Origin of the sequence: Serratia ureilytica, from assembly GCF_013375155.1 — a bacterium.
GTDB lineage: Bacteria > Pseudomonadota > Gammaproteobacteria > Enterobacterales > Enterobacteriaceae > Serratia > Serratia ureilytica.
In genome coordinates, this window is the sequence record NZ_JABXOF010000001.1 from 141,141 (window position 1) to 167,680 (window position 26,540).

Genomic DNA, 26,540 nt, shown 5'->3' on the forward strand with positions numbered 1-26,540 from the left:
TCGAATAGGCCCGCCTGGTTGCAAGCGGTATAACAACTGTAATTCAGTAAGTTAAAGCTTTCAACCGCCGCAGGGCGCAATGAGGCGCTCGCCGCGTGATACACTGGCCGCTGAATGAGCAAGAGGGCGGCAGGATGGAAGCGGTACGCGCAGCGATAGAAAAACAGGTGCTCAGCCTGACCGGGTTGGCGCTCGGCGGCGTCGATTTTGAGAATCCGCCCGGCGATCCGGGGCTGTTCGGCCCGCAGTCTGTCATCTGGCAGGTACACCGCGATTTCACCCCGATGCTGTGCGGCGGCGTCAGCGCCTTGCTGTTGCAAATGCTGCACCCGTTGGCGCTGGCCGGCGTATGGGATCACTCCAACTTCCGCGACGATATGATTGGCCGCCTGCGCCGCACCAGCCAGTTCGTGTCGGTCACCACCTTCGGCCCGACCGCCGAGGCGGAGCGGCTGATCGCCAAAGTCAAAGCCATCCACCTGCGGGTGACCGGCGTCGGCAGCGACGGCACGCCCTATGCCGCCAGCGATCCGGCGCTGCTGACCTGGGTGCACGTGGCGGAGAGCAGCCGTTTTCTGGCCAGCCACCTGCGCTACCGCAACCCGCATCTTTCCCGCGATTTGCAGGATCAATACTATCGCGAAGCGGCGCGCGTGGCCGCCGCGCTGGGGGCGACCGCTATCCCTCAGTCCTGCGCGGAGGTAGACGACTATCTGCAGGCGATGCGGCCGCAGCTGGTCTGTGACGAACGCACCCAAGAGGTGGCGCGCATTCTGCTGAAGGCGCCGGCGCCGAGCGCGTTGGCGCGCCCGCTCGGCGGGGTGGTGATGCAGGCGGGCATCGATCTGTTGCCCGATTGGGCGCAGCGGCAGTTCGGCTTTCATCCGGGCGCATTGCGGCGGCGGCTGGTGCGAACGGGGGCTGCAGGCCTCGGCAAAGTGCTGGGCGCGTCGATGCGCAACGGTTCCTATCAGCGCGCGGTGCGGCGCATCACTCAGGCGTCATGAGCCGCAGCCGCTATAATTAACCTTTGTTTATCTTCGTTTACGGCCGTTTTTGAGACTTTTACGGGTGATCCGGCCAGTAATGCGTTTTACACTTGAGGGCAAAGCCACATTCCATTTTTTGCGCGCAGCCGATTCTGCCGCGCCCTGACCCTATTGAGGTGATATGAACGAGTCATACGTACTTGCTGAAGTCAGCAATGAGAACCAGACGCTGGTCGCGGTGGTTCAGCAAGGGAGCAGGGCAGCCTATTTTTACATCTATCCCGCCGAAGCCTACAGCGATCGCTATCAGGTGCGCGCCTGCTGGCTGCGCAATCTGGCCGCCGCGCCGTTGCAGGAAGATCGCGCCGCGCTGGAGCAGGGGCAACCGCCGATGCTGGCGGCGGAATTTTGCCGCAACCTGGAAGGGGAAGCGCCGCTGAACCCGGAAGGGCTGATGGTGGTGTGGAGCGAAAGCGACGACGGCGCGGCCCTGTGGTATTACGGCCAACTGCTGGCGGTGATCCCCGGCTGGAGCCTGTATATCGACCATTCGGTGTGCTATTCGGCCAGCTGCATCAAGGAGAGCCCGTTGGCCTATCCGCTCGGTTCGGCCTCGACCAACACGCAATATGCGCAGGCGGAAAGCACCCGCCAGTTTTGGCGCAGCTGGCAGCGTGAAGAGGGCAATCCGTGGCCGAAGATGCAGCGCGATTTTCAGGCGCGCTATGAGCCGCATTTCGGCCCTTCGGTAAAATACTACGCCATCGATCAGGGCAAGTGGCCGCCGATGGCCATCACTCAGCACGAGCGCGACGGCATCTATTACTTCCTCACCATGGGCGTCAGCATTCGGCCGATGCCGTGGGTGGAGATCCTGTTCAACGATGAGGCTTCGCGCTATCGCCGCATGGAGATGGCGATCGCCATCGACAGCCAATACATGACCGAAGACAACGCGGTGCAGATGGCCAGCGCGCTGGCCGGTTTCGCTCACGCCCCTTGGGCGCGGCTGACCTGGATCGGCGAAGGGCATACGCTGGAGTCCGACGTGGCGCCGTTGGGCTATGAAGGCTATATTTTATCGTCGTCCTTCTACCCGCATCACGCGCACCTGACGTTGCCTCAGCAGTATGGCGACCCGGTGAACCTGTTCTGGGCCAGCCCGGTGTTTACCGCCGAGCGCCAGCTGGCGCACACCACGCCGAACGGCGGGCACGATCTGGTGCACAGGCTGCGCGAGCAGGGCGTCGACCATATTTTCCGCCCGCGCCAGCCGGTGTGCTGACGCGACTTGTCTTGTCTTCTCTTCGGGAGCCGCCATGACCAGCGCGCTGTTGATTATCGATGTGCAGGAAGGGTTGTTTACGCCGCCGCCGGCGGATGCCGCGGGCACCGTTGCGCGCATCAACCAACTGAGCGAGCGCGCCCGCCGGGCGGGCGTGCCGGTGATCGTAATTCAGCACCATACGCCGGACGACGAACTGCCGCACGGCAGCGCCGCCTGGCAAGTGCTTGCGGCGCTGAAGGTGGCGCCGGGCGACCATCGGGTGGATAAAACCACGCCGGACTCGTTCCTGCGCACTTCGCTCGGCGCGTTACTGATCGCCAACGGCGTATCGCAGTTGGTGGTTTGCGGCTACTCCACGCCGTTTTGCATCGATACCACGGTGCGCAGCGCGGCGGCGCACGGTTATCCGGTGACGTTGGCGGCGGATGCGCATACCTGCCACGACAAATCCTATGCCGACGGTTTGCTGATCCGTACCCACCATAACGAGACGTTGTCGAATATCGACAGCTTCGGCGTGCCGATCCGCGCCGTGCCCGCGGCGGACATCGTGTTCTGAGTACGGAAAACGGGGGCCAACGCCCCCGTTCGTTATTTCAGGCCCGCTCGTCGCGCCGCTACCTTGGCCAGCGCCGCCCAGTCCAGATCCGCATCCCCCTGCGCCATCGCGTCGAGGAAATTGTCTTTCAGCACCCCGGCGAACGGCATCGGCGTATGGCTGTCGGCGCCGGCGGCCAGCGCCAGCCCGACGTCCTTCAGCCCCAGCGCCAAGCGGAATCCGGCGGGTGAATACTTCTCGGCGGCGATCAGCGCGCCATAGCCCTGATAGGCCGGGGCGGCGAAGACGGTACCGCTCAGCATCTGCAGGTAGTCGGCGCCGGAAACGCCGTAGTTGCGCACCAGCGCGCTGCCTTCCGCCATCGCTTCAATGGCGCTGGCCAGGGTAAAGTTGGTGGCGATTTTGACCACGTTGGCCTGCGCCGGGTCGGCGCCGAAGTGCCAGGTTTTCTGGCCGAGGGCATCGAACAGCGGCTGCGCTTGCTTCAGTAGCTCGCTATCGCCGGCCGCCAGAATATTCAGCTTGCCGGCGGCGGCCACGTCGACCCGTCCCAGCACCGGCGCGGCGAGATAGCCGATGCCGTGTTCCGCATGCAGCGCCGTCAAACGCTGGGCGAGTTCGACCGAGATGGTCGCCATATTGATATGCAGCGCGCCCGGTTTCATCCGCTGCAGCAACCCGCTGTCCACCACCACCTGTTGCGTGGCGGCATCGTCGGCCAGCATGGTGATCAGCACGTCGGCATCGGCCAACTGCTCCGGCCGTTCGGCCTGCCGCGCGCCGGCACTCACCAGCGGCTGTGCCGCCTGCGGCGAGCGGTTCCATACCGTTAAGGTGAAGCCCGCCTGCAACAGGTTGGCCGCCATGGCGCTGCCCATCCTACCCAGTCCGGCAAATCCGATCTTCATCATGCGCTCCTTTTTCAGGTTGAAGGTTTTACCCTAGCGCGCCGGGCCAGGAACGCAAATGCCGGAGTGTAACGCCGTCTTACGCGCCGGCGGCGGGCTATTGACGCGCTGCCGCTGCGGGTATACCTTGATGGCATGAATATATCGATGCACTCCACCCACAATCAGTCATGGTGGCGCCTCTTCTGAGGCGGCACGAGTATTCACATCTCTTTTTAATGCCGCCGGTTTGGCGGCATTATTTTTTGTGGCGTTGATCCGGCGGTCTACAGACCTTCAGGAGCACTGTCATGAGCTACACCATTCTTACCGGCGATCGCGCCACCGGCCCACTGCATTTAGGTCACTTCGTCGGCTCGCTGCGCCAACGCGTCGAACTGCAGCACCAGCATAACCAAACGGTGATGGTGGCGGATCTGCAGGGCCTGACCGACAACGGCAACAACCCGCAAAAAATCAGCGCCAACGTGCTCAACGTCGTGGCCGACTATCTGGCGGTCGGCATCGATCCGCACAAGACTACGATCTGCCTGCAGTCGGCGCTGCCGGCGTTGGCCGAGTTGACGATGTACTACCTTAATCTGGTCAGCGTGGCGCGGCTGGAACGCAACCCGACGGTGAAAAGCGAAATCGCCGAGAAGGATTTCGCCCGCAGCCTGCCGGCCGGTTTTTTGATCTATCCGGTCAGCCAGGCGGCGGACATCACCGCCTTCGGCGCCACCCACGTGCCGGTCGGCGAGGATCAGCTGCCGATGCTGGAGCAAACCAATGAGATCGTGCGGCGTTTCAACCACATCGTCGGCCAACCGATATTAACGGAGTGCCAGCCGCTGTTGAGCAACGTCGGGCGTCTGCCGGGGCTGGACGGGCAGGGCAAGATGTCGAAATCGCGCGGCAACGCCATCCAGCTTGGCGCCGGCGCCGACGAGGTGCATAAGGCGGTGATGAGTATGTTCACCGACCCCGGCCATCTCAACGTCAGCGATCCCGGCCGGGTGGAGGGCAACATGGTGTTCACCTACCTGGACGCCTTCTGCGAAGACGCCGCGCTGGTGGCGGATCTGAAGGCGCACTATCGGCGCGGCGGGTTGGGGGACGTGAAAATCAAACGGCTGCTGGAGGATTGCCTGCAGAGCCTGCTTGAGCCGATCCGCACCCGCCGCGCCGAGTTCATCGCCGATAAAGGCGAGCTGACGCGCATCCTGCAGCACGGCACCCGCCGCGCGCATCAGGTCAGCCAGCAGACGCTGCAGCAGGTCAAGGCGGCGCTGGGGCTGGACTTCTTTAGCCTGGAATGATGCGTACGCCGGGGCGGCACGCGTCACGCCCCGGCCATAAAACCATCATCCCACTGTCATAAACTTATCCGTTAATAGGTGCCCATAATGATTAGCCACTGAAACCAGAGAAATCATATGGCTCAGGCACTGTTAAAATTGGCGCAGCACGACTTTCCAGGGCAGCACGTCGCCGCATCCCGCAAAGTGTTATCGGTCAAGGGGCTCGGCAAAGCTTACAAAGCGCAGCAGCGCGTGCTGGATGACATCAATTTCGATCTGCACGCCGGTGAATTCGTGGCGGTGATCGGCCGCTCCGGCGCAGGCAAGTCCACGCTGCTGCATACCCTCAACGGCACCATTCCTTCCAGCTGCGGCGAGATGCTGCACTTCGAAGACGATGGCGTGGCGCAGGATATCGCCCAGCTTGCCGGCCGCCAGATGCGCCAATGGCGCGCGCGCTGCGGCATGATCTTCCAGGACTTCTGCCTGGTGCCGCGGCTGGACGTGATGACCAACGTGCTGCTGGGCCGTCTGAGCCACACGTCTACCCTGAAATCCTTCTTCAAACTGTTCGATGACGCCGACCGCGCTCGCGCCATCGAGCTGTTGCAGTGGCTCAACATGCTGCCGCACGCGCTGCAGCGCGCCGAGCACCTCTCCGGCGGCCAGATGCAGCGCGTCGCCATCTGCCGCGCGCTGATGCAAAACCCGCAAATCCTGCTGGCTGATGAGCCGGTGGCGTCGCTCGATCCGAAAAACACCCGCCGCATCATGGACGCGCTGCAGAAAATCAGCGAAGACGGCATCGCGGTGATGGTGAACCTGCACTCGGTCGAACTGGTGAAAGAGTATTGCTCGCGGGTGATCGGCATCGCCCACGGGAAGATCGTGTTTGACGGGCATCCTTCGCAACTGAACGAACGGATCCTGCACCAGCTGTATGGCGAGGAAGCCAATCAGATCCATTGAAGCACTTTTGACCTTTACCCTTTACACACAAGGCACACCTAATGAAAAAAGTATTGAGTCTGACCACCCTGATGGCCGGCGCGATGATGGTATTTAATGCTGCCGCAGCGGATGCGCCGAAAGAGCTGAACCTGGGCATTCTCGGCGGCCAGAACGCCACCCAGCAGATCGGCGATAACCAGTGCGTGAAGCAGTTTCTGGATAAAGAGCTGAACGTCGATACCAAGCTGCGCAACTCGTCCGACTATTCCGGCGTGATCCAGGGCCTGCTGGGCGGCAAGATTGACCTAGTGCTGAGCATGTCGCCGTCGTCGTTCGCTTCGGTTTACATCAAGGATCCGAAAGCGGTGGACATCGTCGGCATCGCGGTTGACGACGTCGACCAGTCGCGCGGCTACCACTCGGTGGTGGTAGTGAAGGCCGGCAGCCCGTACCAGAAACTGGAAGACCTGAAGGGCAAGGCCATCGGCTTCGCCGATCCGGATTCCACCTCCGGCTTCCTGATCCCGAACCAGGCGTTTAAAAAACTGTTCGGCGGCACGGTCGACAATAAATACAACAACACCTTCTCCAGCGTCACCTTCTCCGGCGGCCACGAGCAGGACATCCTCGGCGTGCTGAACGGCCAGTTCGAAGGCGCGGTGACCTGGGCGTCGATGATCGGCGACTACAACACCGGCTACACCAGCGGCGCGTTCACCCGCATGATCCGCATGGATCACCCTGACCTGATGAAACAGATCCGCATCATCTGGCAGTCGCCGCTGATCCCGAACGGCCCGATCCTGGTGAGCAACTCGCTGCCGGCCGACTTCAAGGCCAAAGTGGTCACCGCGATCAAGAAGCTGGATAAAGACGATCACCAGTGCTTTATCAAAGCGATGGGCGGCAAACAGCACATCGGCGACACCACCCTGGCGGAATACCAGAACATCATCGATATGAAGCGCGAGCTGACTAAAGGCGACCGTTAATTCCCGGCTGCCTCGGCCGTCCGAATGAAGGGGTTCAGCGTGCTGAACCCCTTGTTCCATAAAGATGGAAGACCTCTTTTGAATACCGATTTCGCACACTATTACCAACGGATCCGCAGCAAGCAAAAGCGCGAAGCGCTGCTGTGGTCGCTCGGACTGGTGGTGCTGTACCTGGGCGCCGGCAACCTCGCCGAGTTCAACCTGCACACCGTCTGGGTGTCTATTCCGCACTTCTTCGACTACCTGGCCGAAACCATTCCGACGCTGCATTGGCATTTACTGTTCGCCGACGGGCGCACCGAGGGCTCGCTGGCCTACTGGGGTTACCGCCTGAATATCCAGCTGCCGCTGATCTGGGAGACCCTGCAGCTGGCGCTGGCGGCGACCATTTTCTCGGTGCTGGTGGCGACCGTGCTGGCGTTTCTGGCGGCCGGCAATACCTATACTCCGGCCTCGGTGCGGCTCGCGATCCGCACGCTGGTGGCGTTCTTGCGCACCATGCCGGAGCTGGCGTGGGCGGTGATGTTCGTGATGGCGTTCGGCATCGGCGCCATTCCCGGCTTCCTGGCGCTGGCGCTGCACACCATCGGTAGCCTGACCAAGCTGTTCTACGAATCGATCGAAACCGCCTCCAACAAACCGGTGCGCGGGCTGGCGGCCTGCGGCGCCACGCCGCTGCAGCGCATGCGCTTCGGCCTGTGGCCGCAGGTGAAGCCGGTGTTTCTCTCCTACAGCTTCATGCGGCTGGAGATCAACTTCCGTCAGTCGACCATTTTGGGGCTGGTGGGGGCGGGCGGCATCGGCCAGGAGCTGATGACCAACATTAAACTCGACCGTTACGATCAGGTCAGCATGACGCTGCTGCTGATCATCGTGGTGGTTTCCGTGCTCGACTACGTGTCGGGCGAGCTGCGCAAGCGCGTGGTGGAGGGGGCAAAATGACAGCGGGCACTCCGGCATCGGCGGAAACGCTGCGCCAGTTGAAACAGCAGCATCCGGCGATCTTCGCGCAGCAGGGGCGCTACCTGCGCACCGTCGGCCTGATCGCCTTGGCGATCGTGCTGTACTACGTGTTCTTCTTCCTGGTCTTCGGCATTAGCTGGCCGCAGTTTATCAACGGCTGCCAGCAGCTGGGGCGCTATTTCCTGCGCATGTTCGTCTGGCATGACTTCGCCAACTGGCCGTTCATGTACTACTTCCAGCAGATCGGCATCACCATCGCCATCGTGTTCGCCGGCACCATCACCGCGTCGCTGATCGCGCTGCCGCTGTCGTTCTTCGCCGCGCGCAACGTGATGTCGACGCCGCTGCTGCGGCCAATTTCGGTGCTGGTGCGCCGCTTACTGGACGTGCTGCGCGGCATCGACATGGCGATCTGGGGGCTGATCTTCGTGCGCGCCGTCGGCATGGGGCCGCTCGCCGGGGTGTTGGCTATCGTGATGCAGGACGTCGGGCTGCTGGGTAAACTGTACGCCGAAGGCCATGAGGCGGTGGACAAGTCCCCCAGCCGCGGCCTGACGGCGGTGGGCGCCAACGGGTTGCAGAAGCACCGTTACGGCATTTTCACCCAGTCGTTCCCCACCTTCCTGGCGCTCAGCCTGTACCAGATCGAGTCCAACACCCGCTCAGCGGCGGTGCTGGGCTTCGTCGGTGCCGGCGGCATCGGCCTGGTGTATGCGGAGAATATGCGGCTGTGGAACTGGGACGTAGTGATGTTCATCACCCTGATCCTGGTGGTGGTGGTGATGATCATGGACAAGGTCTCGTCGATGCTGCGCAACAAGTACATCATCGGCGAAGATATCCCGCTGTATCAGCAAAAAAGCCAAATCGATTGAGAAACCCCTTGCCGATCCCTATACTGCCGCACATTCAAGGTGTGCGGCCATACCCGTCATACTTGGAGCTGCCTCTTTGTTGGCTGCATTTGCGCGCCCCGGTCACATAGTTAACTATGCTCCGGGGGCTTACAAATTTGCCGCCGCGATGCAACTCCAATTATTTTGGGTATGGGGCATTTTTTTACAATGCGCACGTCCCCGTTAGACAAGTAAAGGCAATGCAATCCCATGATGAACAACGACGTGCTGCGCAGCGTGCGCTATATGCTGAGCATTAACAACGCCAAAATGGTCGAGATTATCAAACTGGACGATTTCGAGGTGGCGGTGTCGGCGATGGACGCTTACGTGATCAAAGAAGGCGAGCCGGGCTACGAGAAGTGCCCTGACGAAGTGATGGCGCACTTCCTCAACGGCCTGGTGTTCTTCAAGCGCGGCAAGGACGACAAGTTCCCGGCGCCGGCGGTTGAACTGCCGATCACCAATAACCTGGTGCTGAAAAAGCTGCGCGTGGCGTTCGAGCTGAAAGACACCGACATGCACCAGATTTTCACCGCGGTGGACTTCCGCATCTCCAAGCCGGAGCTGAGCGCGCTGTTCCGCAAAGAGGGCACCAAGAATTACCGCCCGTGCGGCGATCAGATGCTGCGCTACTTCCTCAAAGGGTTGGCGCAGCGCGTTCGCGGCGAGTAACGCGCAGCGTTCACCGAACATCAGGCGCAATCGCAAGGTTGCGCCTTTTTTATTGTCTCCTCCCTCCTACCTTTGTTGTACTGGCCCTCAGCCACCCGCCATCGATGGAGGGCGTGCCGCCCATCCGGTTACTTTTTCATGGTCAATTCAATCACCCAAACCATGAGGAAAGCAGGATGCCAACCATCACGAAAACCCAATCACTTTACACGTTGACCCGGCCGGTCTGGCTGGATGCGGCAGGCATGAGCAAAGGCATCGATCACGATCGCCAGCACCTGGGCGTCATTCTCGCCGCCGGGCAGGTGCTGCGAGTGCGCCAGACCAACGCGGCGTTTACCGGCAAGCTCACGCTGCGTTTGCTGAATGACGACCGCAAAACGGAGGCGGAATTCAGCGTCGGCGCGAGCTGGGTCGAGGCCCAGGTCAATGCCGTCTCGGTGCCGTTCATCGATACGCCGTATGGGCAGGGCGAGCCGGCGCTGGAGTTCGAGTACCCGGACACGGCGAAAGCGCTGCCGGTTTATCGCCGTGGCGAAAACGAAGCCGCATTCTTTGCCCGCTGGGACGATCGGGACGCCGAGTTTGCCCTGGTCGATGCGGAATACGCAGTGTTGCTGGTGCCGAAAATCAGTAAACCGACGCTGAAGTCGCTGGGCGACGCGAAAAACATCGACGGGCTGATCGCCTACTACGATCGCATTTTCACTTTCTACAATGCGCTGACCGGTGTCTCGTTCGAGGCTGAACACGAATCCGATCGCAATATTCGCAACCGCTACTTTATGAAGGCCGATAAGCACGGCGCCGGCGCCGCGTATTACGGCGGCCGCTGGACGGCGGAAACCAGCAACTCGGTCAGCAGCTTCTGGCTGACGCCGAAAGACAGCAACTGGGGCAGCCTGCATGAGATCGCGCACGGCTATCAGGGGCACTTTATGGGCGACAAATATTTCTCCACCGGTGAGATGTGGAACAATATTTATGCCGCTTGCTATCAGGACGTGATGCTAGGGGAACGCAAATACCAGGAGGGGTGGCTGTATAACTACGGCAACGCGGCCGGCGTCGAGAAGAAAATCATCGATTTGATCGCTCAGGGCACGCCGCTCAACCAGTGGGATCTGCGCTCCAAGCTGTTCTTCGCGATGCTGATGGTCGACAAGGCAGGCAAGAACGCCTTCACGCACTTTAATCAGCAATATCGTCAAAGCTGCAACACGCCGGGCTTCGTGCCGTCGGAACATGCCTTGCTGGATCTGCTGTCGGCAAGCTTCGCCGCGGCCGGTGAGCAGATCGACGTGACGCCGTTCGTCGAGCTGACCGGCGGCGTGATCACCCAAGCGCAGCGCGATCGCAACGCGTTCAGCCACGCCAAGGCGGTGTATCCGCTGTATCAACTGGTGGACGCGCAGAGTCTGCCGGCGGTGCAGGCGCAGCTGAAACTGGATTCCTCGCTGCGGCTGGTCGATTCCTGCCAGCTCAAGGCCAGCGGGCTGAAAGGCGACGTCACCCTGAGTCTGGATATCGATGACTTTGCGCAGATCTACGGTGAAGACCTGATCCTGATGGAAGGGGCGCGCTATGCCCACAAAGTCCGTATCGACACGCCGACCCTGGCGCTGACTGCGCTGCCGATCGGCGTGTATACCTTGCGGTTGCCGACCGGCAAAGATCGTAAATATCGGCCGACGGCGGGTTACCTGACGGTGAAGCAGGGGAAAAACGCGGTGACGCTTCGCTTCGAGCGCAAAGCCGCTTCGCCGATCGTTTCGCAGGAGATCAACCTGTTGGGCCTGAGCGATGCGGTCTTCGCCACCGTGGTCGTCGATCGCGCCAAAGGGGCGGTGGTGGTTGACGTGACCAGCACCACGCCGCACGCCTACTTCCCCGGTGAAACCTATGCCCGGGTGACGTTGCGCGATCGGCAGGGCGCGGTGCGCTTCAGCAAGGAGATTCAGGGCACTCAGGCTACGTTAAGTCATGACGAGCTGCCGTTTGCCGAGGGCGATGACATCGAGATTTACCATGTGGAGCCGAGCCGGGTGCGTTTGAATCCGGCGGCGGCCGACGTCATCGATAACAAAAACAAAACCAACGTACTGCGCATCGAAACCAGCGGGCTGAAAAACCCGGCGTTGCCCGGCGATCCCGAGCAGGCGCTGCTGGCGCGCCTGGAACAGGCGGCGCAGCGTTTGCGTCGCCTGTTGCCGGCTTACTATGCGCCATCGTCGTCGTTCAAGGACGATATTTATCTGGCGATCGGCGCCTTTGCCGAGCCGCAGCGCGAGTCACTGTTGGCGACCTATCGGGATTGCCTGCCGGCCGACAATACGCCGCCGGGCGCTAACGTCGGCAATGCGTTTACCGTGGCGTGCAAAGGGATCGGCGATCGCCAGTTTCTGACCTGCGCCGTCGATCTGGTGAAGAAAACCGTGACCGTGACACTGGCGGCGGGGATTGCTCACCACTACTTTGCCGACAGCTACGCTTTCCTCAGCGTGACGGATGCGGACGGTAATACCTTGCTCAGCTACGACGTCATCGGCAGCCAAAATCAACAGGCTAAAACCTGGGTGCTGCCGCTGTCGGGTTACGGCGGTGAGGTGATCCATCTGCGGCATGAAGAGCCGGACAACCGTCTGACGATCGTCAACGAGATGCAGCACTTGCGGCTGGCGGAGAAGGGCAAGCAACAGACCTACTGCATTACGCCGGTCGGTTTGAAACGCATCAACGACTGATCCCCATCGGCCTGCGGGGCGGCGAGTGTCGTCGCCCCGATTTTTCCTCTGCGTCATCCCGCCATTGCACTCTTTTTGTTCTCCCGCTGCGCGCTGCTGGTGCAGCCCGCTTGCCGCCGCTGTCATAAGTTTTAATTATAATTTATTGAAATCATGAGATTAAAAATTGGCACGCCGGTTGCTCTGTTGAATCCCATCTTGTGTACCAGATGGAATTCAGTCGATGAGCGAACCTGTTGTAGCGTGCGGTTTTACCCTCAGTGAATGGCAACACCATTACCAAACCCGCCCGGCGGGCGAGCGCCTTGCCTGCGTCAGTGCGACGATCGAAACGCTGGTCGCCGGGCTGAACCCAGACGATAACGCCTGGCTGTATCTCGCCACGCCGGCGCAGCGCGAACAGCAGTACCGGCAGCTGGCACAGAGGCTCGAGGCGGTCGCCGGCGATCTCAGCCGCCTGCCGCTGTTCGGCGTGCCCTTCGCCATCAAAGACAATATCGACGTTGGCGGCTGGCCGACCAGCGCCGCCTGCCCGGCGTTCACCTATCAGGCCGCGGCGGACGCCACCGTGGTTGCCCACCTGCGCGCCGCCGGGGCGATCGCCCTTGGTAAAACCAACCTCGACCAGTTCGCTACCGGGTTGGTGGGCACTCGCTCACCGTATGGCGCGGTGGTCAACAGCTTCGACAGCCGCTACGTCAGCGGCGGTTCCAGCTCCGGCTCCGCCTCGGTGGTGGCGCGCGGCCTGGTGCCGTTCGCGCTCGGCACCGACACCGCCGGTTCGGGGCGCGTGCCCGCCGGGTTCAACAACATCGTCGGGCTGAAGCCGACCAAGGGGCGGTTGTCCAACCGCGGCGTGGTGCCGGCCTGCCGGTTGAACGATACGGTGTCGGTCTTCGCGCTGACGGTGGCCGATGCCGCGCTGGTGGCGGAACTGGCGAGCGGCTTTGACGCGGCAGACCCGTATTCCCGCCCCGATCCGCATACCGCGCCGGCGGATATCCCCGCCGCGCCGCGTTTCGCCGTTCCCGCCCAGCTGGAGTTTTTCGGCGATGTTCAGGCCGAGCGGGCGTTTCACCGAGCGCTGGCGCAGCTGCAGGCGGGCGGCGCCACGCTGGAACCCCTCGATTTCGCGCCGTTTCACACTCTGGCGGAACAGCTGTATTACGGCCCCTGGGTGGCGGAGCGCACGGTGGCCATTGAGCAGGTGCTGGAAGCGAGCCCGCAGGCCATCGATCCGGTGGTGCGCGGCATCGTCGGCAACGGCCTCGGCTACAGCGCCTGCGACGCCTACAAGGCGGAATACCTGCGCGCCGAGCTGGCGCGGCAAATCGCCCAGCGGCTGGCGCCGTTCGACGCGCTGGTGGTGCCGACCGCGCCCACTATCCGCACCCTGGCGGAGATGGCGCAGGAGCCGGTGCTGTTCAATTCGCAATTCGGCACTTACACCAATTTCACCAACCTGGCCGATCTGAGCGCGCTGGCGCTGCCGGGGCCGCTGCGTGAAGACGGTCTGCCGGCGGGCATCACCCTGATTGCGCCCGCCTGGCATGACCGGGCGCTGGCGGCGTTTGGCGTGCGCTGGCAACGGCAAAGCGCCTTGCCGCTCGGCGCTATCGGTCGGGCATTGCCGCCGCAGCCTGTGCCTGCGCCGTCCACAGGGCACGTGCGTCTGGCGGTAGTGGGCGCTCACCTTAGCGGCATGCCGCTCAACGTCCAGCTGACACAGCGCGACGCGGTGCAGGTGGAGCAAACCGCTACCGCCCCCTGCTATCGCCTGTATGCGCTGGCCGATACCGAGCCGCCGAAGCCGGGGCTGGCGCGCGCGGCGCAGGGGGCGGCGATCCGCGTTGAGCTGTGGGACATTCCGCTGGCCCGTTTCGGCGAGTTTGTGGCGGAAATCCCGGCGCCATTGGGCATCGGCACTCTGCTGCTGGCGGACGGCCGGCGGGTGAAGGGGTTTATCTGCGAAGCCTGGGCGCTGGAAGACGCCACGGATATCACTGAGTTTGGCGGCTGGCGCGACTATCTCGCCAGCGTTAAGGGGGCATGAACATGTTTACTACCGTACTGATCGCTAACCGCGGCGAAATCGCCTGCCGCGCCATTCGCACCCTGAAACGCCTGGGTGTCACCAGCGTGGCGGTCCACTCCGACGCCGATCGCAATGCGCCGCACGTCACCGAGGCCGACAGGGCGGTGGCGCTCGGCGGCGACAAGGCCGCCGACAGCTACCTGCGCATCGACAAGATCCTCGCCGCCGCCGCCGCCACCGGCGCGCAGGCGATCTACCCCGGCTACGGATTTTTGTCCGAGAGCGCCGAGTTTGCCGACGCCTGCGAGGCGGCGGGCATCGCCTTTATCGGCCCGACGGCGGCGCAGATGCGCGAGTTCGGCCTCAAGCACCGGGCGCGCGAGTTGGCGGCGTTGGCCGGGGTGCCGATGACGCCGGGCACCGGCTTGCTGGAGAGCGTTGAGCAGGCGGTCGCCGCCGCCGCGCGCATCGGCTACCCGGTGATGCTGAAAAGCACCGCCGGCGGCGGCGGCATCGGCCTGACGCGCTGTGACGACGAGGCGGCGCTGCGCGACGCGTACGACAGCGTCAAACGGCTGGGAGAACAGTTCTTCCGCGACGCCGGCGCCTTTATCGAACGCTTCGTCGATCGCGCGCGCCACGTCGAGGTACAGATTTTCGGCGACGGCCAGGGGCGGGTGGTAGCGCTCGGCGAGCGCGATTGCTCGCTGCAGCGCCGCAACCAAAAGGTGGTGGAAGAAACCCCGGCGCCACACTTGCCGGCGGCGACCCGCCAGGCGCTGCATCGGGCGGCGGTGGCGCTGGGCGAGTCGGTGAATTACCGCAGCGCTGGCACCGTGGAATTCATTTACGACGCCGCGCGCGACGAGTTTTACTTCCTGGAAGTGAACACCCGCTTACAGGTCGAGCACCCGATCACCGAGATGGTCACCGGCCTGGATCTGATCGAAGGCATGCTGCAGGTGGCGGCGGGCGACGCGCTGGATTGGGCGGCGCTGCAACGCACGCCGCAGGGTGTGGCGATCGAAGTGCGCCTCTACGCCGAAGATCCGCTGAAAAACTTCCAGCCCAGCCCCGGTGTGCTGACCGAGGTGCATTTCCCCACCGACGTGCGCCTCGACGGTTGGGTGGCGACCGGCAGCGAAGTCTCGGCGTTTTACGACCCGATGATCGCCAAGCTGATCGTGCACGGCGCGGATCGGGCGCAGGCGCTGGAAAAACTGCGCGTGGCGCTGGCGGCGACCCGTTTGCACGGCATCGCCACCAACCTCGATTATCTGCGGCAGGTGATCGCCACGCCGCAATTTCAGCGCGGCGACGTTTGGACGCGTCTGCTGGACGATGTGCGTTTCCAGCCGCACTGCCTCGAAGTGCTGCAACCCGGCACCTACAGCAGCGTGCAGGATTATCCCGGCCGCCTCGGCTATTGGGACATCGGCGTGCCGCCGTCCGGCCCGATGGACGACTTCGCGTTCCGGCTGGCCAACCGCATCGTCGGCAACCACCCGGCGGCCGCCGGGCTCGAGTTTACCCTGCAGGGGCCGACGTTGCGCTTTCACTGCGACGCCACCATCGCGCTGACGGGTGCCAGCTGCCCGGCCGATTTGGACGGCGAAGCGGTCGCTTACTGGCGGCCGATCGCGGTGCGGGCCGGGCAGGTGCTGACGCTGGGGCGCGCCACGCACGGCTGCCGCACCTATCTGGCGGTACGCAACGGCTTTGACGTGCCGGTGTATCTCGGCAGCCGCTCCACCTTCGCGCTGGGCCAGTTCGGCGGCCACGCCGGGCGCACCTTGCGCGTGGCGGACATGTTGGCGATCGCCCAACCGGCGCTGGCGGCCAGCACCACGCCGGCGCCGATCGCCGCGCCGCAGGCGATGGACGACAGCCTGATCCCGCACTACGGCGACCAGTGGCACATCGGCGTGCTGTACGGGCCGCACGGCGCGCCGGACTTTTTCACCGCTGAATCGATAGAGGCCTTTTTCGCCACCGACTGGCAGGTGCATTACAACTCCAACCGCCTCGGGGTGCGCCTGTCGGGGCCGAAGCCCGAGTGGGCGCGGGAGGACGGCGGCGAGGCCGGTTTGCATCCTTCCAACGTGCACGACTGCGAGTACGCCATCGGCGCCATCAACTTCACCGGCGACTTCCCGGTGATCCTGACCCGCGACGGGCCCAGCCTCGGCGGCTTCGTTTGCCCGGTGACCATCGCCAAGGCTGAACTGTGGAAAGTGGGGCAGGTGAAGCCGGGCGACCGCATCCGTTTCCATCCGATCGGCTTCCGGCAGGCGCAGTCGCTGGAGCAGGCGCAGCTCGGCAGCATCGAAGCGCTGGCGGCGGTGAAGGCCATCACCCTGCCGCCGCCGGATCTGGCCCCGGCGGAGACCGTTTCCGCCGCGGTGCTGGCGGCGCTGCCGGCGGCGGAAGGGCGCCCGGCGGTGGCGTATCGCCAGGCGGGGGACGGCTACATCCTGATGGAGTACGGCGACAATGTGCTCGATCTGGCGCTGCGGCTGCGCATTCATCTGCTGATGCAGTCGCTGCGTGAGGGGGCGATACCGGGCGTGGCGGAGCTGGCGCCGGGCGTGCGTTCGCTGCAGATCCGCTACGACAGCCGGCAGATTAGCCAGGCCGACCTGCTGCAGCGCCTGCTGGCGCGCGAACGGGCGCTGGGGGACGTCAGCCGCCTGAAGGTGCCGACGCGCACCGTGTGGCTGCCGATGGCGTTTGAGGATTCGGCCACGCTGGGGGCGGTGGATCGCTATCAACAGACGGTGCGCGCCTCGGCGCCCTGGCTGCCGAACAACGTCGATTTCATTCAGCGCATCAATGGCCTGAGCCGACGCGAGCAGGTGCGCGACATTCTGTTCGACGCCAGCTACCTGATCCTCGGGCTGGGCGACGTCTACCTCGGCGCGCCCTGCGCGGTGCCGCTCGATCCGCGCCATCGCCTGCTGAGCTCCAAATACAACCCGGCGCGCACCCACACCGCCGAAGGGACGGTCGGCATCGGCGGCATGTACATGTGCATCTACGGCATGGATTCGCCGGGCGGTTACCAGCTGGTGGGACGCACGCTGCCGATCTGGAACAAGTTTCTCAAAAACCCGCAGTTCACCGCCGGTGAGCCCTGGCTGCTGCGCTTCTTCGATCAGGTGCGCTTCTACCCGGTCAGCGAGCAAGAGCTGGACGAGCAGCGCGAAGCGTTCCGTGAAGGGCGCATGCAGGTGCGCATCGAAGAGAGCGAGTTCGACTTCGCCGCCTACACCCGCTTCCTGGCCGACAACGCCGAGGCGATCGCCGACTTCCAGCATCGCCAGCAGCAGGCGTTCAGCGCCGAAGTGGCGCGCTGGCGCAGCGATGACGACGAGGCCGAGGCGCAGCTGTTGCCGCCGGAGGAAGAAGACGCCATCGACGGCGATTTGGTCAGCGCCGATCTGAACGGCAGCGTGTGGAAGATCCTGGTGGAACCGGGGCAGGCGGTGGCGGCCGGGCAGCCGCTGATCGTGGTCGAGGCGATGAAAATGGAGCTGGCGGTCACCGCGCCGCGCGCCGGGATCGTTAAACGCATCAGCTGCCGGCAGGGGCGGCCGGTCGGGCCGGGCGACGCCCTGCTGTGGCTGGAAAAGGCGGTCTGAACGGAGGAGCGATGATGCAAATCACCAACGGAGAGCACAAGGCGCGCCCGGAGGGGCTGGCGGAGCGCATTTATCTGCAGCTCAAGGCCGACATCTTCGAGTTTCGCCTGCTGCCGGGCGATCGCTTCAGCGAAAGCGACGTGGCGCAGCGCATGGCGGCCAGCCGCACGCCGGTGCGTCAGGCGCTGTTTCGGCTGGAGCGCGAAGGCTATGTCGAGGTGTTGTTTCGCAGCGGTTGGCAGGTGCGGCCGTTCGATTTCGCCTACTTCGAAGAGCTGTACGACCTGCGCATCGTGCTGGAGCAAGAGGCGGTGAAACGGCTGTGCGAACGCCCGGCCGGGGAAACGCCGGACGCGCTGTCGGCGCTGAGCCGTTTTTGGACCGAAGCGCCGCGCCTGGCGGACGGCAAGGCGGTGTCGCAGCACGATGAGCAGTTTCATCAGGCGTTGGTGGCCGCGGCGGGCAACGGCGAAATGGCGCGCATTCACCGCGAACTGACCGAAAAGATCCGCATCATTCGCCGGCTGGATTTCACCCAGCAGGCGCGGGTGGACGCCACCTACCGCGAGCACGCCGCCATTTTGCAGGCGATCCTGCAGCGGCAAAGCGGGGCGGCGCAAACGCTGCTCGGCGAGCACATCGCCGTCAGCAAGGCAGAAGTGCGAAAAATAACGCTGCACATGTTGCACCAGGCGCGGGCTCAGCAGCCTGCGCGCTCGGCGTAACGATTTTGATTTCATACACATCAGGAGTTTGAACTATGCAACGTCGTCGTTTTATCAAAGCTTTTGCGCTGTCCGCCGCCGCTGTCGGCCTGGGCCTGGCCTGGAGCGCGCAGGCCGCCGACACCATCAAGGTCGGCATTCTGAGTTCGCTCTCCGGCACCATGGCGATTTCCGAGACGCCGCTGAAGGATGTGGCGCTGATGACCATCGACGAGATCAACGCCAAAGGTGGGGTGCTCGGCAAAAAGCTGGAGCCGGTGGTGGTGGATCCGGCCTCCAACTGGCCGCTGTTCGCCGAAAAGGCGCGCCAGCTGCTGAGCCAGGACAAGGTGGCGGCGGTGTTTGGCTGCTGGACTTCGGTGTCGCGCAAGTCGGTGCTGCCGGTGTTTGAGGAGCTGAACGGCCTGCTGTTCTATCCGGTGCAATACGAAGGCGAAGAGATGTCGCCGAACGTGTTCTACACCGGCGCGGCGCCGAACCAGCAGGCGATCCCGGCGGTGGAATACCTGCTGAGCGAGGACGGCGGCGGCGCCAAGCGCTTCTTCCTGTTGGGCACCGATTACGTCTATCCGCGCACCACCAACAAGATCCTGCGCGCCTTCCTGCACAGCAAAGGCGTGCAGGACAAGGATATCGAAGAGGTCTATACGCCGTTCGGCTACAGCGATTACCAGACCATCGTCGCCAACATCAAGAAGTTCGCCGCCGGCGGCAACACCGCGGTGATTTCCACCATTAACGGCGATTCCAACGTGCCGTTCTACAAAGAACTCGCCAACCAGGGCGTCAAGGCCACCGACGTGCCGGTGATCGCCTTCTCGGTCGGCGAGGAAGAGCTGCGCGGCATCGACACCAAGCCGCTGGTGGGCAACCTGGCGGCCTGGAACTACTTCGAATCGCTGGATAACCCGACCAACAAACAGTTTGTCAGCCAGTGGAAAGCCTACGCCAAGGCGCACAATCTGCCGAATTACGCCACTGCGGTCACCAACGATCCGATGGAGGCCACCTACGTCGGCCTCCACATGTGGGCGCAGGCGGTGGAAAAGGCCGGCACCACCGACGTCGATAAGGTGCGCGCGGCGATGGCCGGGCAAACCTTCGCCGCGCCGTCGGGCTTCACGCTGACTATGGACAAGACCAATCACCACCTGCACAAGCCGGTGATGATCGGCGAGATCGAGGGCAACGGCCAGTTCAACGTGGTGTGGCAGACCGAAGCGCCGGTGCGCGCGCAGCCGTGGAGTCCCTATATCGCCGGCAACGACAAAAAACCGGATTACCCGGTGAAAGGCGGCAAGTAACGTCACTCAGCGCCGGCGCGGCTCGACGCGCGCCGGCCCAACAGAAGAGGCAGCTGATGCAATCTCCGTTTTTATCCTCTCTGCGCGCCGGGCTGTGGCTGTTGTGCGCCTGGCCCCTGCTGGCGCAGGCCGGGCCGGCCGATGAGTTCGCGGCGGCCACTCGCGCGCAGCAGGCTAAACTGCTGCAGGCGTGGGCGGCCGAGCCGGACGCCGCGCGCCTGCCGTTGCTGCAGGGGCTGCAGCAGGAAACCGTGGTGATCGACGGGGCGAAACGCGCCTTTATCCGCCAGGGCGACCGCTATCTGCCGCTTGAAGGTGAGGCGGCCCCGGTTGGCGAGCCGAAGAAGGTGTGGCTGAACAACCGGCTGCGCATTCTGATCGCCAACGCGTTGTCGGTGCAGCGGTTGGTTAGCGCGGACGCGGCGGTGCGGCTGCAGGCGGCGACCGCGCTGCAGCGCGAGGCGCAGGGCGAGCAGTTGCCGCTGTTGACCCGGCGGCTGGCGCAGGAGAAAGACCCGCAGGTACGCGACGCGCTGAGCATTGCGCTGGCGAACCTGCAATTGGCCGACGCCAGCCCGCAGGTGCGCTTCAATGCGGTGCGGCTGCTGGGGGAATCGGGCGAGCCGGAAACCCGCGCGCGGCTGCAAGCCTTGACCGACGCGGCCAATGAGCCGGACGCCGCGGTGCGCGCCGAGGCGCAGCGCAGCCTGCAGCGCGTGCAGCACCGCCTGATGATCGGCGATCTGCTCGGCCAGGCGTTCAGCGGCCTGTCGCTCGGTTCGATCCTGCTGCTGGCGGCGCTTGGCCTGGCGATCACCTACGGCCTGCTCGGCGTCATCAATATGGCGCACGGCGAAATGCTGATGCTCGGCGCCTATTCCGCCTATCTGGTGCAGGGGTTGTTTCAGCAATTTGCGCCGCAGTGGCTGGCGCTCTACCCGCTGGCGGCGCTGCCGGTGGCGTTCGCCATCACCGCCGGGATCGGTATGCTGCTGGAGCGCACGGTGATCCGCCACCTGTACGGCCGACCGCTGGAAACCCTGCTGGCCACCTGGGGCATCAGCCTGGTGCTGATCCAACTGGTGCGGGTGCTGTTCGGCGCGCAGAACGTCGAGGTCGCCAACCCGGCGTGGCTGTCGGGCGGCGTGCAGCTGTTGCCGAACCTGGTGTTGCCGTGGAACCGCATCGCGGTGATCGCGTTCGTGCTGCTGGTGCTGGCGTTGACCTGGCTGCTGCTGAACAAAACCCGGCTCGGCATGAACGTGCGCGCGGTGACGCAAAACCGCGCGATGGCGGCCTGCTGCGGCGTGCCCACCGGGCGGGTGGACATGCTGGCCTTCGGGTTGGGATCCGGCATCGCCGGGCTTGGCGGGGTGGCGCTGTCGCAGTTGGGCAACGTCGGGCCGGAGCTGGGGCAAGGTTACATCATCGATTCGTTCCTGGTGGTGGTGCTCGGCGGCGTCGGCCAGCTGGCGGGGACGGTGGCGGCGGCCTTCGGCCTCGGCATCGTCAACAAGATCCTCGAGCCGCAGATCGGCGCCGTGTTGGGCAAGATCCTGATCCTGGTGCTGATCGTTCTGTTTATTCAAAAGCGTCCGCAGGGGCTGTTCGCCCTTAAGGGCAGGGTGATTGACTGATGAGCCAACCATTGACCGTAACCGGCGTGCAGAAAGCGCCCCGGCTGGCGTTGAGCATCGGCGGGCTGGCGTTGCTGGCGCTGCTGGTCATGCCGTTCATGACGTTGTTGCCGGCGGGTCATCCGCTGGCGGTGTCCACCTATACCCTGACGCTGGCGGGCAAGATCCTGTGCTACGCGGTGGTGGCGGTGGCGCTCGATCTGGTGTGGGGCTATGCCGGGCTGCTGTCGCTCGGCCACGGGCTGTTCTTCGCGCTCGGCGGCTACGCCATGGGCATGTACCTGATGCGGCAGGCGGCGGGAGACGGGCTGCCGGCGTTTATGGCGTTCCTCTCCTGGAACGAGCTGCCGTGGTTCTGGAGCGGCACCCAGCATTTCGCCTGGGCGCTGTGCCTGATCGTGCTGGTGCCGGGCCTGTTGGCTTTCCTGTTCGGCTACTTCGCCTTTCGCTCGAAAATCAAAGGGGTGTACTTCTCGATCATGACCCAGGCGCTGACCTATGCCGGCATGCTGCTGTTCTTTCGCAACGAGACCGGTTTCGGCGGCAATAACGGCTTTACCGGTTTCACCACGCTGCTCGGCTTTCCCATCACCGCCGCCGGCACGCGGGTGGCGCTGTTCCTGGCGACGGTGCTGCTGCTGGCCGCCAGCCTGGCCATCGGCTTTGCGCTGGCGCGCAGCAAGTTCGGCCGGGTGCTGACCGCGGTGCGCGATGCGGAAAACCGCCTGACCTTCTGCGGCTACGATCCGAAGGGCTTCAAGCTGTTCGTCTGGACGCTGTCGGCGGTGCTGTGCGGGCTGGCCGGCGCGCTCTATGTGCCGCAGGTCGGCATCATCAACCCCGGCGAAATGTCGCCGACCAACTCGATCGAGGCCGCCATTTGGGTCGCCCTCGGCGGGCGCGGCACCCTGGTGGGGCCGCTGCTCGGCGCCGGCATCGTCAACGGCGCCAAGAGCTGGTTCACCATGGCCATTCCCGAATACTGGCAGTTTTTCCTCGGCCTGATGTTTATCGTCGTCACGTTGTTTCTGCCCAAAGGGGTGATTGGCCTGCTGCGTCGGAGGAAATCCTCATGAAGGCGATGCAAGTGACCGACGAACTGTTTACCCATCCGCTGCCGGCGGACAAATACCGGCAGCAAACCGATCCGGTGTTGCAGCTCGACAACGTCAACGTCAGCTTCGACGGTTTTCGCGCGCTGACCGATCTGTCGCTGCGCATTGGCGTCGGCGAACTGCGCTGCGTGATCGGCCCCAACGGCGCCGGCAAGACCACGCTGATGGATGTGATCACCGGCAAAACCCGGCCGGACAGCGGCAGGGTGTTTTACGACCAGACCGTCGATCTGACCCGGCTGGCGCCGATGCAGATCGCCCATGCCGGCATCGGCCGCAAGTTTCAAAAACCGACGGTGTTCGAGGCGCTGACGGTGTTCGAAAATCTGGAGATCGCCCAGAAAACCCGCAAGTCGGTATGGGCCTGCCTGCGCGCCCGTTTAAGCAGCGAACAGCGAGACCGCATCGACGAGATGCTGAAGACCCTGCGGCTGGGGCACGAGCGCCACCGGCCCGCCGGGCTGCTGTCCCACGGGCAGAAACAGTTTCTCGAGATCGGCATGCTGCTGGTGCAGGAACCGCACCTGCTGTTGCTCGACGAGCCGGCGGCCGGCATGACCGACGCTGAAACCGACTACACCGCCGAACTGTTCCGCGAGCTGGCGGGCAAGCATTCGCTGATGGTGGTGGAGCACGACATGGGGTTTGTGGAAACCATTGCCGATCGCGTGACGGTGCTGCATCAGGGACAGGTGCTGGCGGAAGGATCGCTGGCGCAGGTGCAGGCCGATGAACGGGTGATTGAGGTATATCTGGGGCGCTGAGGAGGCGTAATCATGCTGCAGGTAGAGGAATTGAATCAGTATTACGGCGGCAGCCACATTCTGCGCGGCCTGTCGTTCGAGGCGCGCATCGGCGAGGTGACCTGCCTGCTGGGGCGCAATGGCGTGGGCAAGACCACGCTGCTGAAATGCCTGATGGGGCTGATCCCGGCGCGCAGCGGCAGCGTCCGTTGGCGGGGCGAAACCATCACCGGTAAAAAGCCGCATCAGCGGGTGCAGGCGGGCATCGCCTATGTGCCGCAGGGGCGGGAGATTTTTCCGCGCCTGACGGTGGAGGAAAATCTGCTGATGGGGCTGGCGCGTTTTTCCGGCGCCGACGCGCGCGCGGTGCCGGATCCGATCTATGAACTGTTTCCGGTGCTGCGGCAAATGAAGGATCGGCGCGGCGGCGATCTTTCCGGCGGGCAGCAACAACAGCTGGCGATCGGCCGGGCGCTGGCCTGCCGGCCGCAGCTGTTGATCCTCGACGAACCGACGGAAGGGATCCAACCTTCGGTGATCAAGGAGATCGGCGCGGTGATCAAACAGCTGGCGGCGCGGGGCGATATGGCGATCCTGCTGGTGGAGCAGTTCTATGACTTCGCCGCCGACCTGGCGGACAGCTATCTGGTGATGTCGCGCGGCAGCATCGTGCAGCGCGGCGCCGGCAGCGCTATGGAACAGGACGGCGTACGCGGGCTGGTGGCGATTTAACGTTGGGTCAGCTGAAAAAGGATTGGCTGAGCGGATCGCGGGAATGATGCAGCACTCTGATGATATTCACCTCCCGCCTGTGCTGTCGAGAATAAATCAGGTGGTTGGCGACGGGCAATACCCATAGGCCGGGGCCGATTGCATCGATGTTTTTGCCGAGTTGGTGGTGGCTAAGGTTATCGAAAGCCTGATGCAGGCGGCGCAGATAATCTTCGGCCACCTGCAAGCCAAAGTGCGCCAACCCGTAAAAATAGATCTCTTCCATATCGTCCAACGCTTTTGGACGAACGGTTACTCTCCTGCGCATCCTTTTGCTTTGCTCCGTATTCTTTCCATGAACACATCACGATCCCATTCGACGGCTTCGCCGCTGTTCTCTCCTTCGGCGATCAAGCGCCTAAGCTCTTCCAGTTTTGAGGCGGCGGTACGTTCGCGCAAAGTGCGCACGGATTCGCGGATGACTTCGCTGGGCGTTCGGTAATCGCCGCTGGCCACCAGGTCTTCGACGAAGCTACGCAGTTCGTCACCCAGATCTACCGTTAGTGTTCTGCCCATTGTTCCTCCTCACTTTCGGCTATGCTGCGTCATTGTAAGATTAGTTCTTACATTGTGCACGTCAAACTATCAGGATCTCAATAGCGGTCCCGTCATGAGGACGGGAGCCACCCGTTTATTCATTAAGGATAACCATGAACGAAATCACTGTGTCACGCCTCGGTTGCATCGTCCTGTCCCTGTTTCCGGCCCTGTGGGGGCTGTTCAGTCTGTTGAACAATACGGCGGATTTCGCCGGCACCGCGCGCAATGCGGTGGGGCCGCTGCTCGCCATGCAGGATACTTATCAAACGCCGGGGCTGATGTGGCGCGCGATCAGCGCCGACTGGGCCTGCATGTTGGGGTTGGCGGTCATCACCGCGCTGGAAACGCTGGCCGGCCTATTCGCGACGGCGGGCGTGGCGCTGATGATCGGGCGATTGAAAGGCCCTTACGCCGCTTTCGCCAAGGGCAAAGCCTGGGCGATGCTGGGGGCGCTTTGCGCGATAACGGTGTGGGGCGTCGGCTTTATGGTGGTCGCCGGCGACTGGTTTATGGCCTGGCAGGCCAAGAAGGATCCGCTGGCGGTGCAGCTGGGGGCGCTGATCTACCTGGCGCCCAATGCGTTTGCCTTGCTGTTCCTGATGCTGCAGCGGGAGCCGCGCTAAACGACGGCGGAGCGGGGCGCGGTTACAGCGCCTTGCTCATATACCAAATGCCTATCGAGCCCTGGGCGCTGGTGTAGCAGGTCTCGCCACAAATGCTCAATCCTTGACGCTGATAAAAACGTTGGGCGCGGGTGTTGCGTTGCAGCACTTCCAGCCACAGCGTTTTTTGCCGACGGTCGATAGCCCGCTGCTGCACCTGTTCGTACAGGCGCTGGCCATAGCCGTTGCCGGCATGGCCCGGCAGAAAATAGATTTTCTGCAGCTCTGCGCCGATGTGCTCGGTTGGTGCCAGCAGGCTGTCGAAGTTCACCCGCGCATAGCCGACGAGGGCGTCATCCTCATGGGCCAACAGCCAGCACACGTCGGGATCGCGCAGCGTCCGTTCCAGCGCGGAGACGGAAAAATCCTCCGCCAGAAAGGCCTCCAGCTCGTGCGGGTAGCGCCACAGCTCACCGAAGTGGGCGCGGTAGGTGCGGATGCCGATATCGCGCACTTGCGTTAAATCTTCCAGCAATGCCTGACGAACGGTGAACATCAGTGCCCCTTTGAGTAAGAAAAATTACAGCCGTTGTTCCAGATGGCGGTGAGGCACCATCGCCTGATGCAGAATGGCGAGAACGGTGATGCCGGCAGGGCGGTTGCGGTAGTAGATCCTATGGCTGGCGTAAGGAAAACTGCGTATCTCTTCGCCCAGATCGTGGAAGTGAGCTTTACCCGCTTCCGGCATATCTGCCAAATGATGCATGACCTCTCTCAACTGCTCAAGATAGCGGCGAGATTGCGCTTGGCCCCAGTGCTCGATGGTGAAATGACGAATAGCCAGCAGATCTTGTTGGGCCTGCGGGGTGAGGCGAAACGCGGGTATCTCAGTCTGTTTCATCGGTGAGCAGACGGTTGAAGAAGGCATCGCCGTCTACCGCCTTACCGGCGTCTTCCTCGGCGGTAGCCTGCGCGATTTTTTGCTGCAGTGCGCTTAATTTGAGATCTTCCAGCGCCTGGTAATCTTCTACAGACATGACGACGGCGACCGGTTTGCCGTTGCGATTGATTTGCACCGGTTCACGCTGCGCCTTGAGCAGCAAATCGCCGAATTGGGTTTTGGCCTCGTTCGCGGTGAGTGCGTACATTTAATCGCTCCAGTTAATTAAATCGTTCGATTTA

The 26,540-nt window shown here is 63.3% G+C and carries 25 protein-coding genes; 19 read left to right on the forward strand and 6 right to left on the reverse strand.

Features of this window, described 5'->3' with window-relative positions; all coding sequences use genetic code 11:
• Positions 1-134 precede the first annotated feature (134 nt).
• The 3 genes from HWW83_RS00745 to HWW83_RS00755 all read left to right on the forward strand — a co-directional run bounded on the left by HWW83_RS00745 (position 135) and on the right by HWW83_RS00755 (position 2,836).
• Positions 135-1,007 carry an oxygenase MpaB family protein gene (locus HWW83_RS00745; protein ID WP_046686638.1) on the forward strand — a complete coding sequence of 291 codons (873 nt, stop codon included), beginning with the start codon at positions 135-137 and terminating at the stop codon, positions 1,005-1,007.
• Positions 1,008-1,170: 163 nt separating this feature from the next.
• Positions 1,171-2,274, forward strand: coding sequence for a suppressor of fused domain protein (locus tag HWW83_RS00750; protein ID WP_176588916.1), 1,104 nt, complete (start codon positions 1,171-1,173; stop codon positions 2,272-2,274).
• 34 nt (positions 2,275-2,308) lie between these two features.
• Entirely contained in the window at positions 2,309-2,836 is a 528-nt protein-coding gene (locus HWW83_RS00755; protein WP_042783932.1) for a cysteine hydrolase family protein, read from the forward strand.
• Positions 2,837-2,868: 32 nt separating this feature from the next.
• Here the strand turns inward: HWW83_RS00755 and HWW83_RS00760 are convergent, their stop codons facing one another.
• A complete protein-coding gene (locus HWW83_RS00760) occupies positions 2,869-3,744 on the reverse strand; it encodes an NAD(P)-dependent oxidoreductase (RefSeq protein WP_176588982.1) in 876 nt (291 codons plus the stop codon).
• Between the two features lie 290 nt (positions 3,745-4,034).
• On the opposite strand from HWW83_RS00760, the gene trpS reads away from it, so the two are divergent.
• The 15 genes from trpS to urtE all read left to right on the forward strand — a co-directional run bounded on the left by trpS (position 4,035) and on the right by urtE (position 24,177).
• Positions 4,035-5,042, forward strand: a complete 1,008-nt coding sequence (gene trpS / locus HWW83_RS00765; RefSeq protein ID WP_060659787.1) for a tryptophan--tRNA ligase — start codon at positions 4,035-4,037, stop codon at positions 5,040-5,042.
• Between the two features lie 117 nt (positions 5,043-5,159).
• On the forward strand, positions 5,160-5,993 hold the full coding sequence (gene phnC, locus HWW83_RS00770) for a phosphonate ABC transporter ATP-binding protein (RefSeq protein ID WP_069100206.1): 834 nt from the start codon (positions 5,160-5,162) through the stop codon (positions 5,991-5,993).
• Between the two features lie 41 nt (positions 5,994-6,034).
• Positions 6,035-6,967, forward strand: coding sequence for a phosphonate ABC transporter substrate-binding protein (gene phnD, locus HWW83_RS00775; RefSeq protein WP_019454696.1), 933 nt, complete (start codon positions 6,035-6,037; stop codon positions 6,965-6,967).
• 78 nt (positions 6,968-7,045) lie between these two features.
• Positions 7,046-7,909, forward strand: a complete 864-nt coding sequence (gene phnE, locus HWW83_RS00780) for a phosphonate ABC transporter, permease protein PhnE (protein ID WP_019454695.1) — start codon at positions 7,046-7,048, stop codon at positions 7,907-7,909.
• Positions 7,906-8,805, forward strand: coding sequence for a phosphonate ABC transporter, permease protein PhnE (gene phnE, locus HWW83_RS00785; protein ID WP_033642327.1), 900 nt, complete (start codon positions 7,906-7,908; stop codon positions 8,803-8,805). The genes phnE (HWW83_RS00780) and phnE (HWW83_RS00785) overlap by 4 nt, the downstream gene beginning before the upstream one ends.
• 231 nt (positions 8,806-9,036) lie before the next feature.
• Positions 9,037-9,501, forward strand: coding sequence for a YehS family protein (locus HWW83_RS00790; protein ID WP_004939471.1), 465 nt, complete (start codon positions 9,037-9,039; stop codon positions 9,499-9,501).
• A gap of 176 nt (positions 9,502-9,677) precedes the next feature.
• Positions 9,678-12,245: a putative mucin/carbohydrate-binding domain-containing protein gene (locus HWW83_RS00795; protein WP_176588917.1), complete on the forward strand. Its 2,568-nt coding sequence runs from the start codon at positions 9,678-9,680 to the stop codon at positions 12,243-12,245.
• A gap of 223 nt (positions 12,246-12,468) precedes the next feature.
• Positions 12,469-14,298, forward strand: coding sequence for an allophanate hydrolase (gene atzF, locus HWW83_RS00800; protein WP_176588918.1), 1,830 nt, complete (start codon positions 12,469-12,471; stop codon positions 14,296-14,298).
• A gap of 2 nt (positions 14,299-14,300) precedes the next feature.
• The gene (uca, locus tag HWW83_RS00805) at positions 14,301-17,921 is read left to right on the forward strand and encodes an urea carboxylase (protein WP_176588919.1); all 3,621 of its coding nucleotides are present in this window, start codon (positions 14,301-14,303) and stop codon (positions 17,919-17,921) included.
• 14 nt (positions 17,922-17,935) lie between these two features.
• Positions 17,936-18,646: a GntR family transcriptional regulator gene (locus HWW83_RS00810; protein ID WP_176588983.1), complete on the forward strand. Its 711-nt coding sequence runs from the start codon at positions 17,936-17,938 to the stop codon at positions 18,644-18,646.
• A 35-nt stretch (positions 18,647-18,681) separates the two neighbouring features.
• Positions 18,682-19,950, forward strand: a complete 1,269-nt coding sequence (gene urtA / locus HWW83_RS00815) for an urea ABC transporter substrate-binding protein (RefSeq protein WP_025302020.1) — start codon at positions 18,682-18,684, stop codon at positions 19,948-19,950.
• Positions 19,951-20,006: 56 nt separating this feature from the next.
• Positions 20,007-21,587, forward strand: a complete 1,581-nt coding sequence (urtB, locus tag HWW83_RS00820) for an urea ABC transporter permease subunit UrtB (RefSeq protein ID WP_176588920.1) — start codon at positions 20,007-20,009, stop codon at positions 21,585-21,587.
• Entirely contained in the window at positions 21,587-22,663 is a 1,077-nt protein-coding gene (gene urtC / locus HWW83_RS00825; RefSeq protein ID WP_033642333.1) for an urea ABC transporter permease subunit UrtC, read from the forward strand. Before urtB ends, urtC begins: the two co-directional genes overlap by 1 nt.
• Entirely contained in the window at positions 22,660-23,466 is an 807-nt protein-coding gene (gene urtD, locus HWW83_RS00830) for an urea ABC transporter ATP-binding protein UrtD (protein WP_015377102.1), read from the forward strand. The genes urtC and urtD overlap by 4 nt, the downstream gene beginning before the upstream one ends.
• A 12-nt stretch (positions 23,467-23,478) precedes the next feature.
• On the forward strand, positions 23,479-24,177 hold the full coding sequence (urtE, locus tag HWW83_RS00835; protein ID WP_033642334.1) for an urea ABC transporter ATP-binding subunit UrtE: 699 nt from the start codon (positions 23,479-23,481) through the stop codon (positions 24,175-24,177).
• Positions 24,178-24,184: 7 nt separating this feature from the next.
• Here the strand turns inward: urtE and HWW83_RS00840 are convergent, their stop codons facing one another.
• Complete coding sequence (locus HWW83_RS00840) at positions 24,185-24,484, reverse strand: type II toxin-antitoxin system RelE/ParE family toxin (RefSeq protein WP_033642335.1); 300 nt, start codon at positions 24,482-24,484, stop codon at positions 24,185-24,187.
• Positions 24,469-24,732, reverse strand: coding sequence for a type II toxin-antitoxin system ParD family antitoxin (locus tag HWW83_RS00845; protein ID WP_004939442.1), 264 nt, complete (start codon positions 24,730-24,732; stop codon positions 24,469-24,471). The genes HWW83_RS00840 and HWW83_RS00845 overlap by 16 nt, the downstream gene beginning before the upstream one ends.
• A gap of 134 nt (positions 24,733-24,866) precedes the next feature.
• Between HWW83_RS00845 and HWW83_RS00850 the strand changes: the two genes are divergently transcribed.
• Complete coding sequence (locus HWW83_RS00850) at positions 24,867-25,379, forward strand: DUF2165 family protein (RefSeq protein WP_033652676.1); 513 nt, start codon at positions 24,867-24,869, stop codon at positions 25,377-25,379.
• Positions 25,380-25,401: 22 nt separating this feature from the next.
• On the opposite strand, the gene HWW83_RS00855 is transcribed toward HWW83_RS00850, so the two are convergent.
• From HWW83_RS00855 to HWW83_RS00865, 3 genes are read right to left on the reverse strand one after another with little or no spacing between them, the layout of a single operon-like run.
• Positions 25,402-25,914, reverse strand: a complete 513-nt coding sequence (locus HWW83_RS00855) for a GNAT family N-acetyltransferase (RefSeq protein WP_033642337.1) — start codon at positions 25,912-25,914, stop codon at positions 25,402-25,404.
• Between the two features lie 24 nt (positions 25,915-25,938).
• Entirely contained in the window at positions 25,939-26,286 is a 348-nt protein-coding gene (locus HWW83_RS00860; protein WP_080273376.1) for a type II toxin-antitoxin system RelE/ParE family toxin, read from the reverse strand.
• Positions 26,246-26,506, reverse strand: coding sequence for a type II toxin-antitoxin system Phd/YefM family antitoxin (locus HWW83_RS00865; protein ID WP_016928576.1), 261 nt, complete (start codon positions 26,504-26,506; stop codon positions 26,246-26,248). The genes HWW83_RS00860 and HWW83_RS00865 overlap by 41 nt, the downstream gene beginning before the upstream one ends.
• Positions 26,507-26,540: the final 34 nt, after the last annotated feature.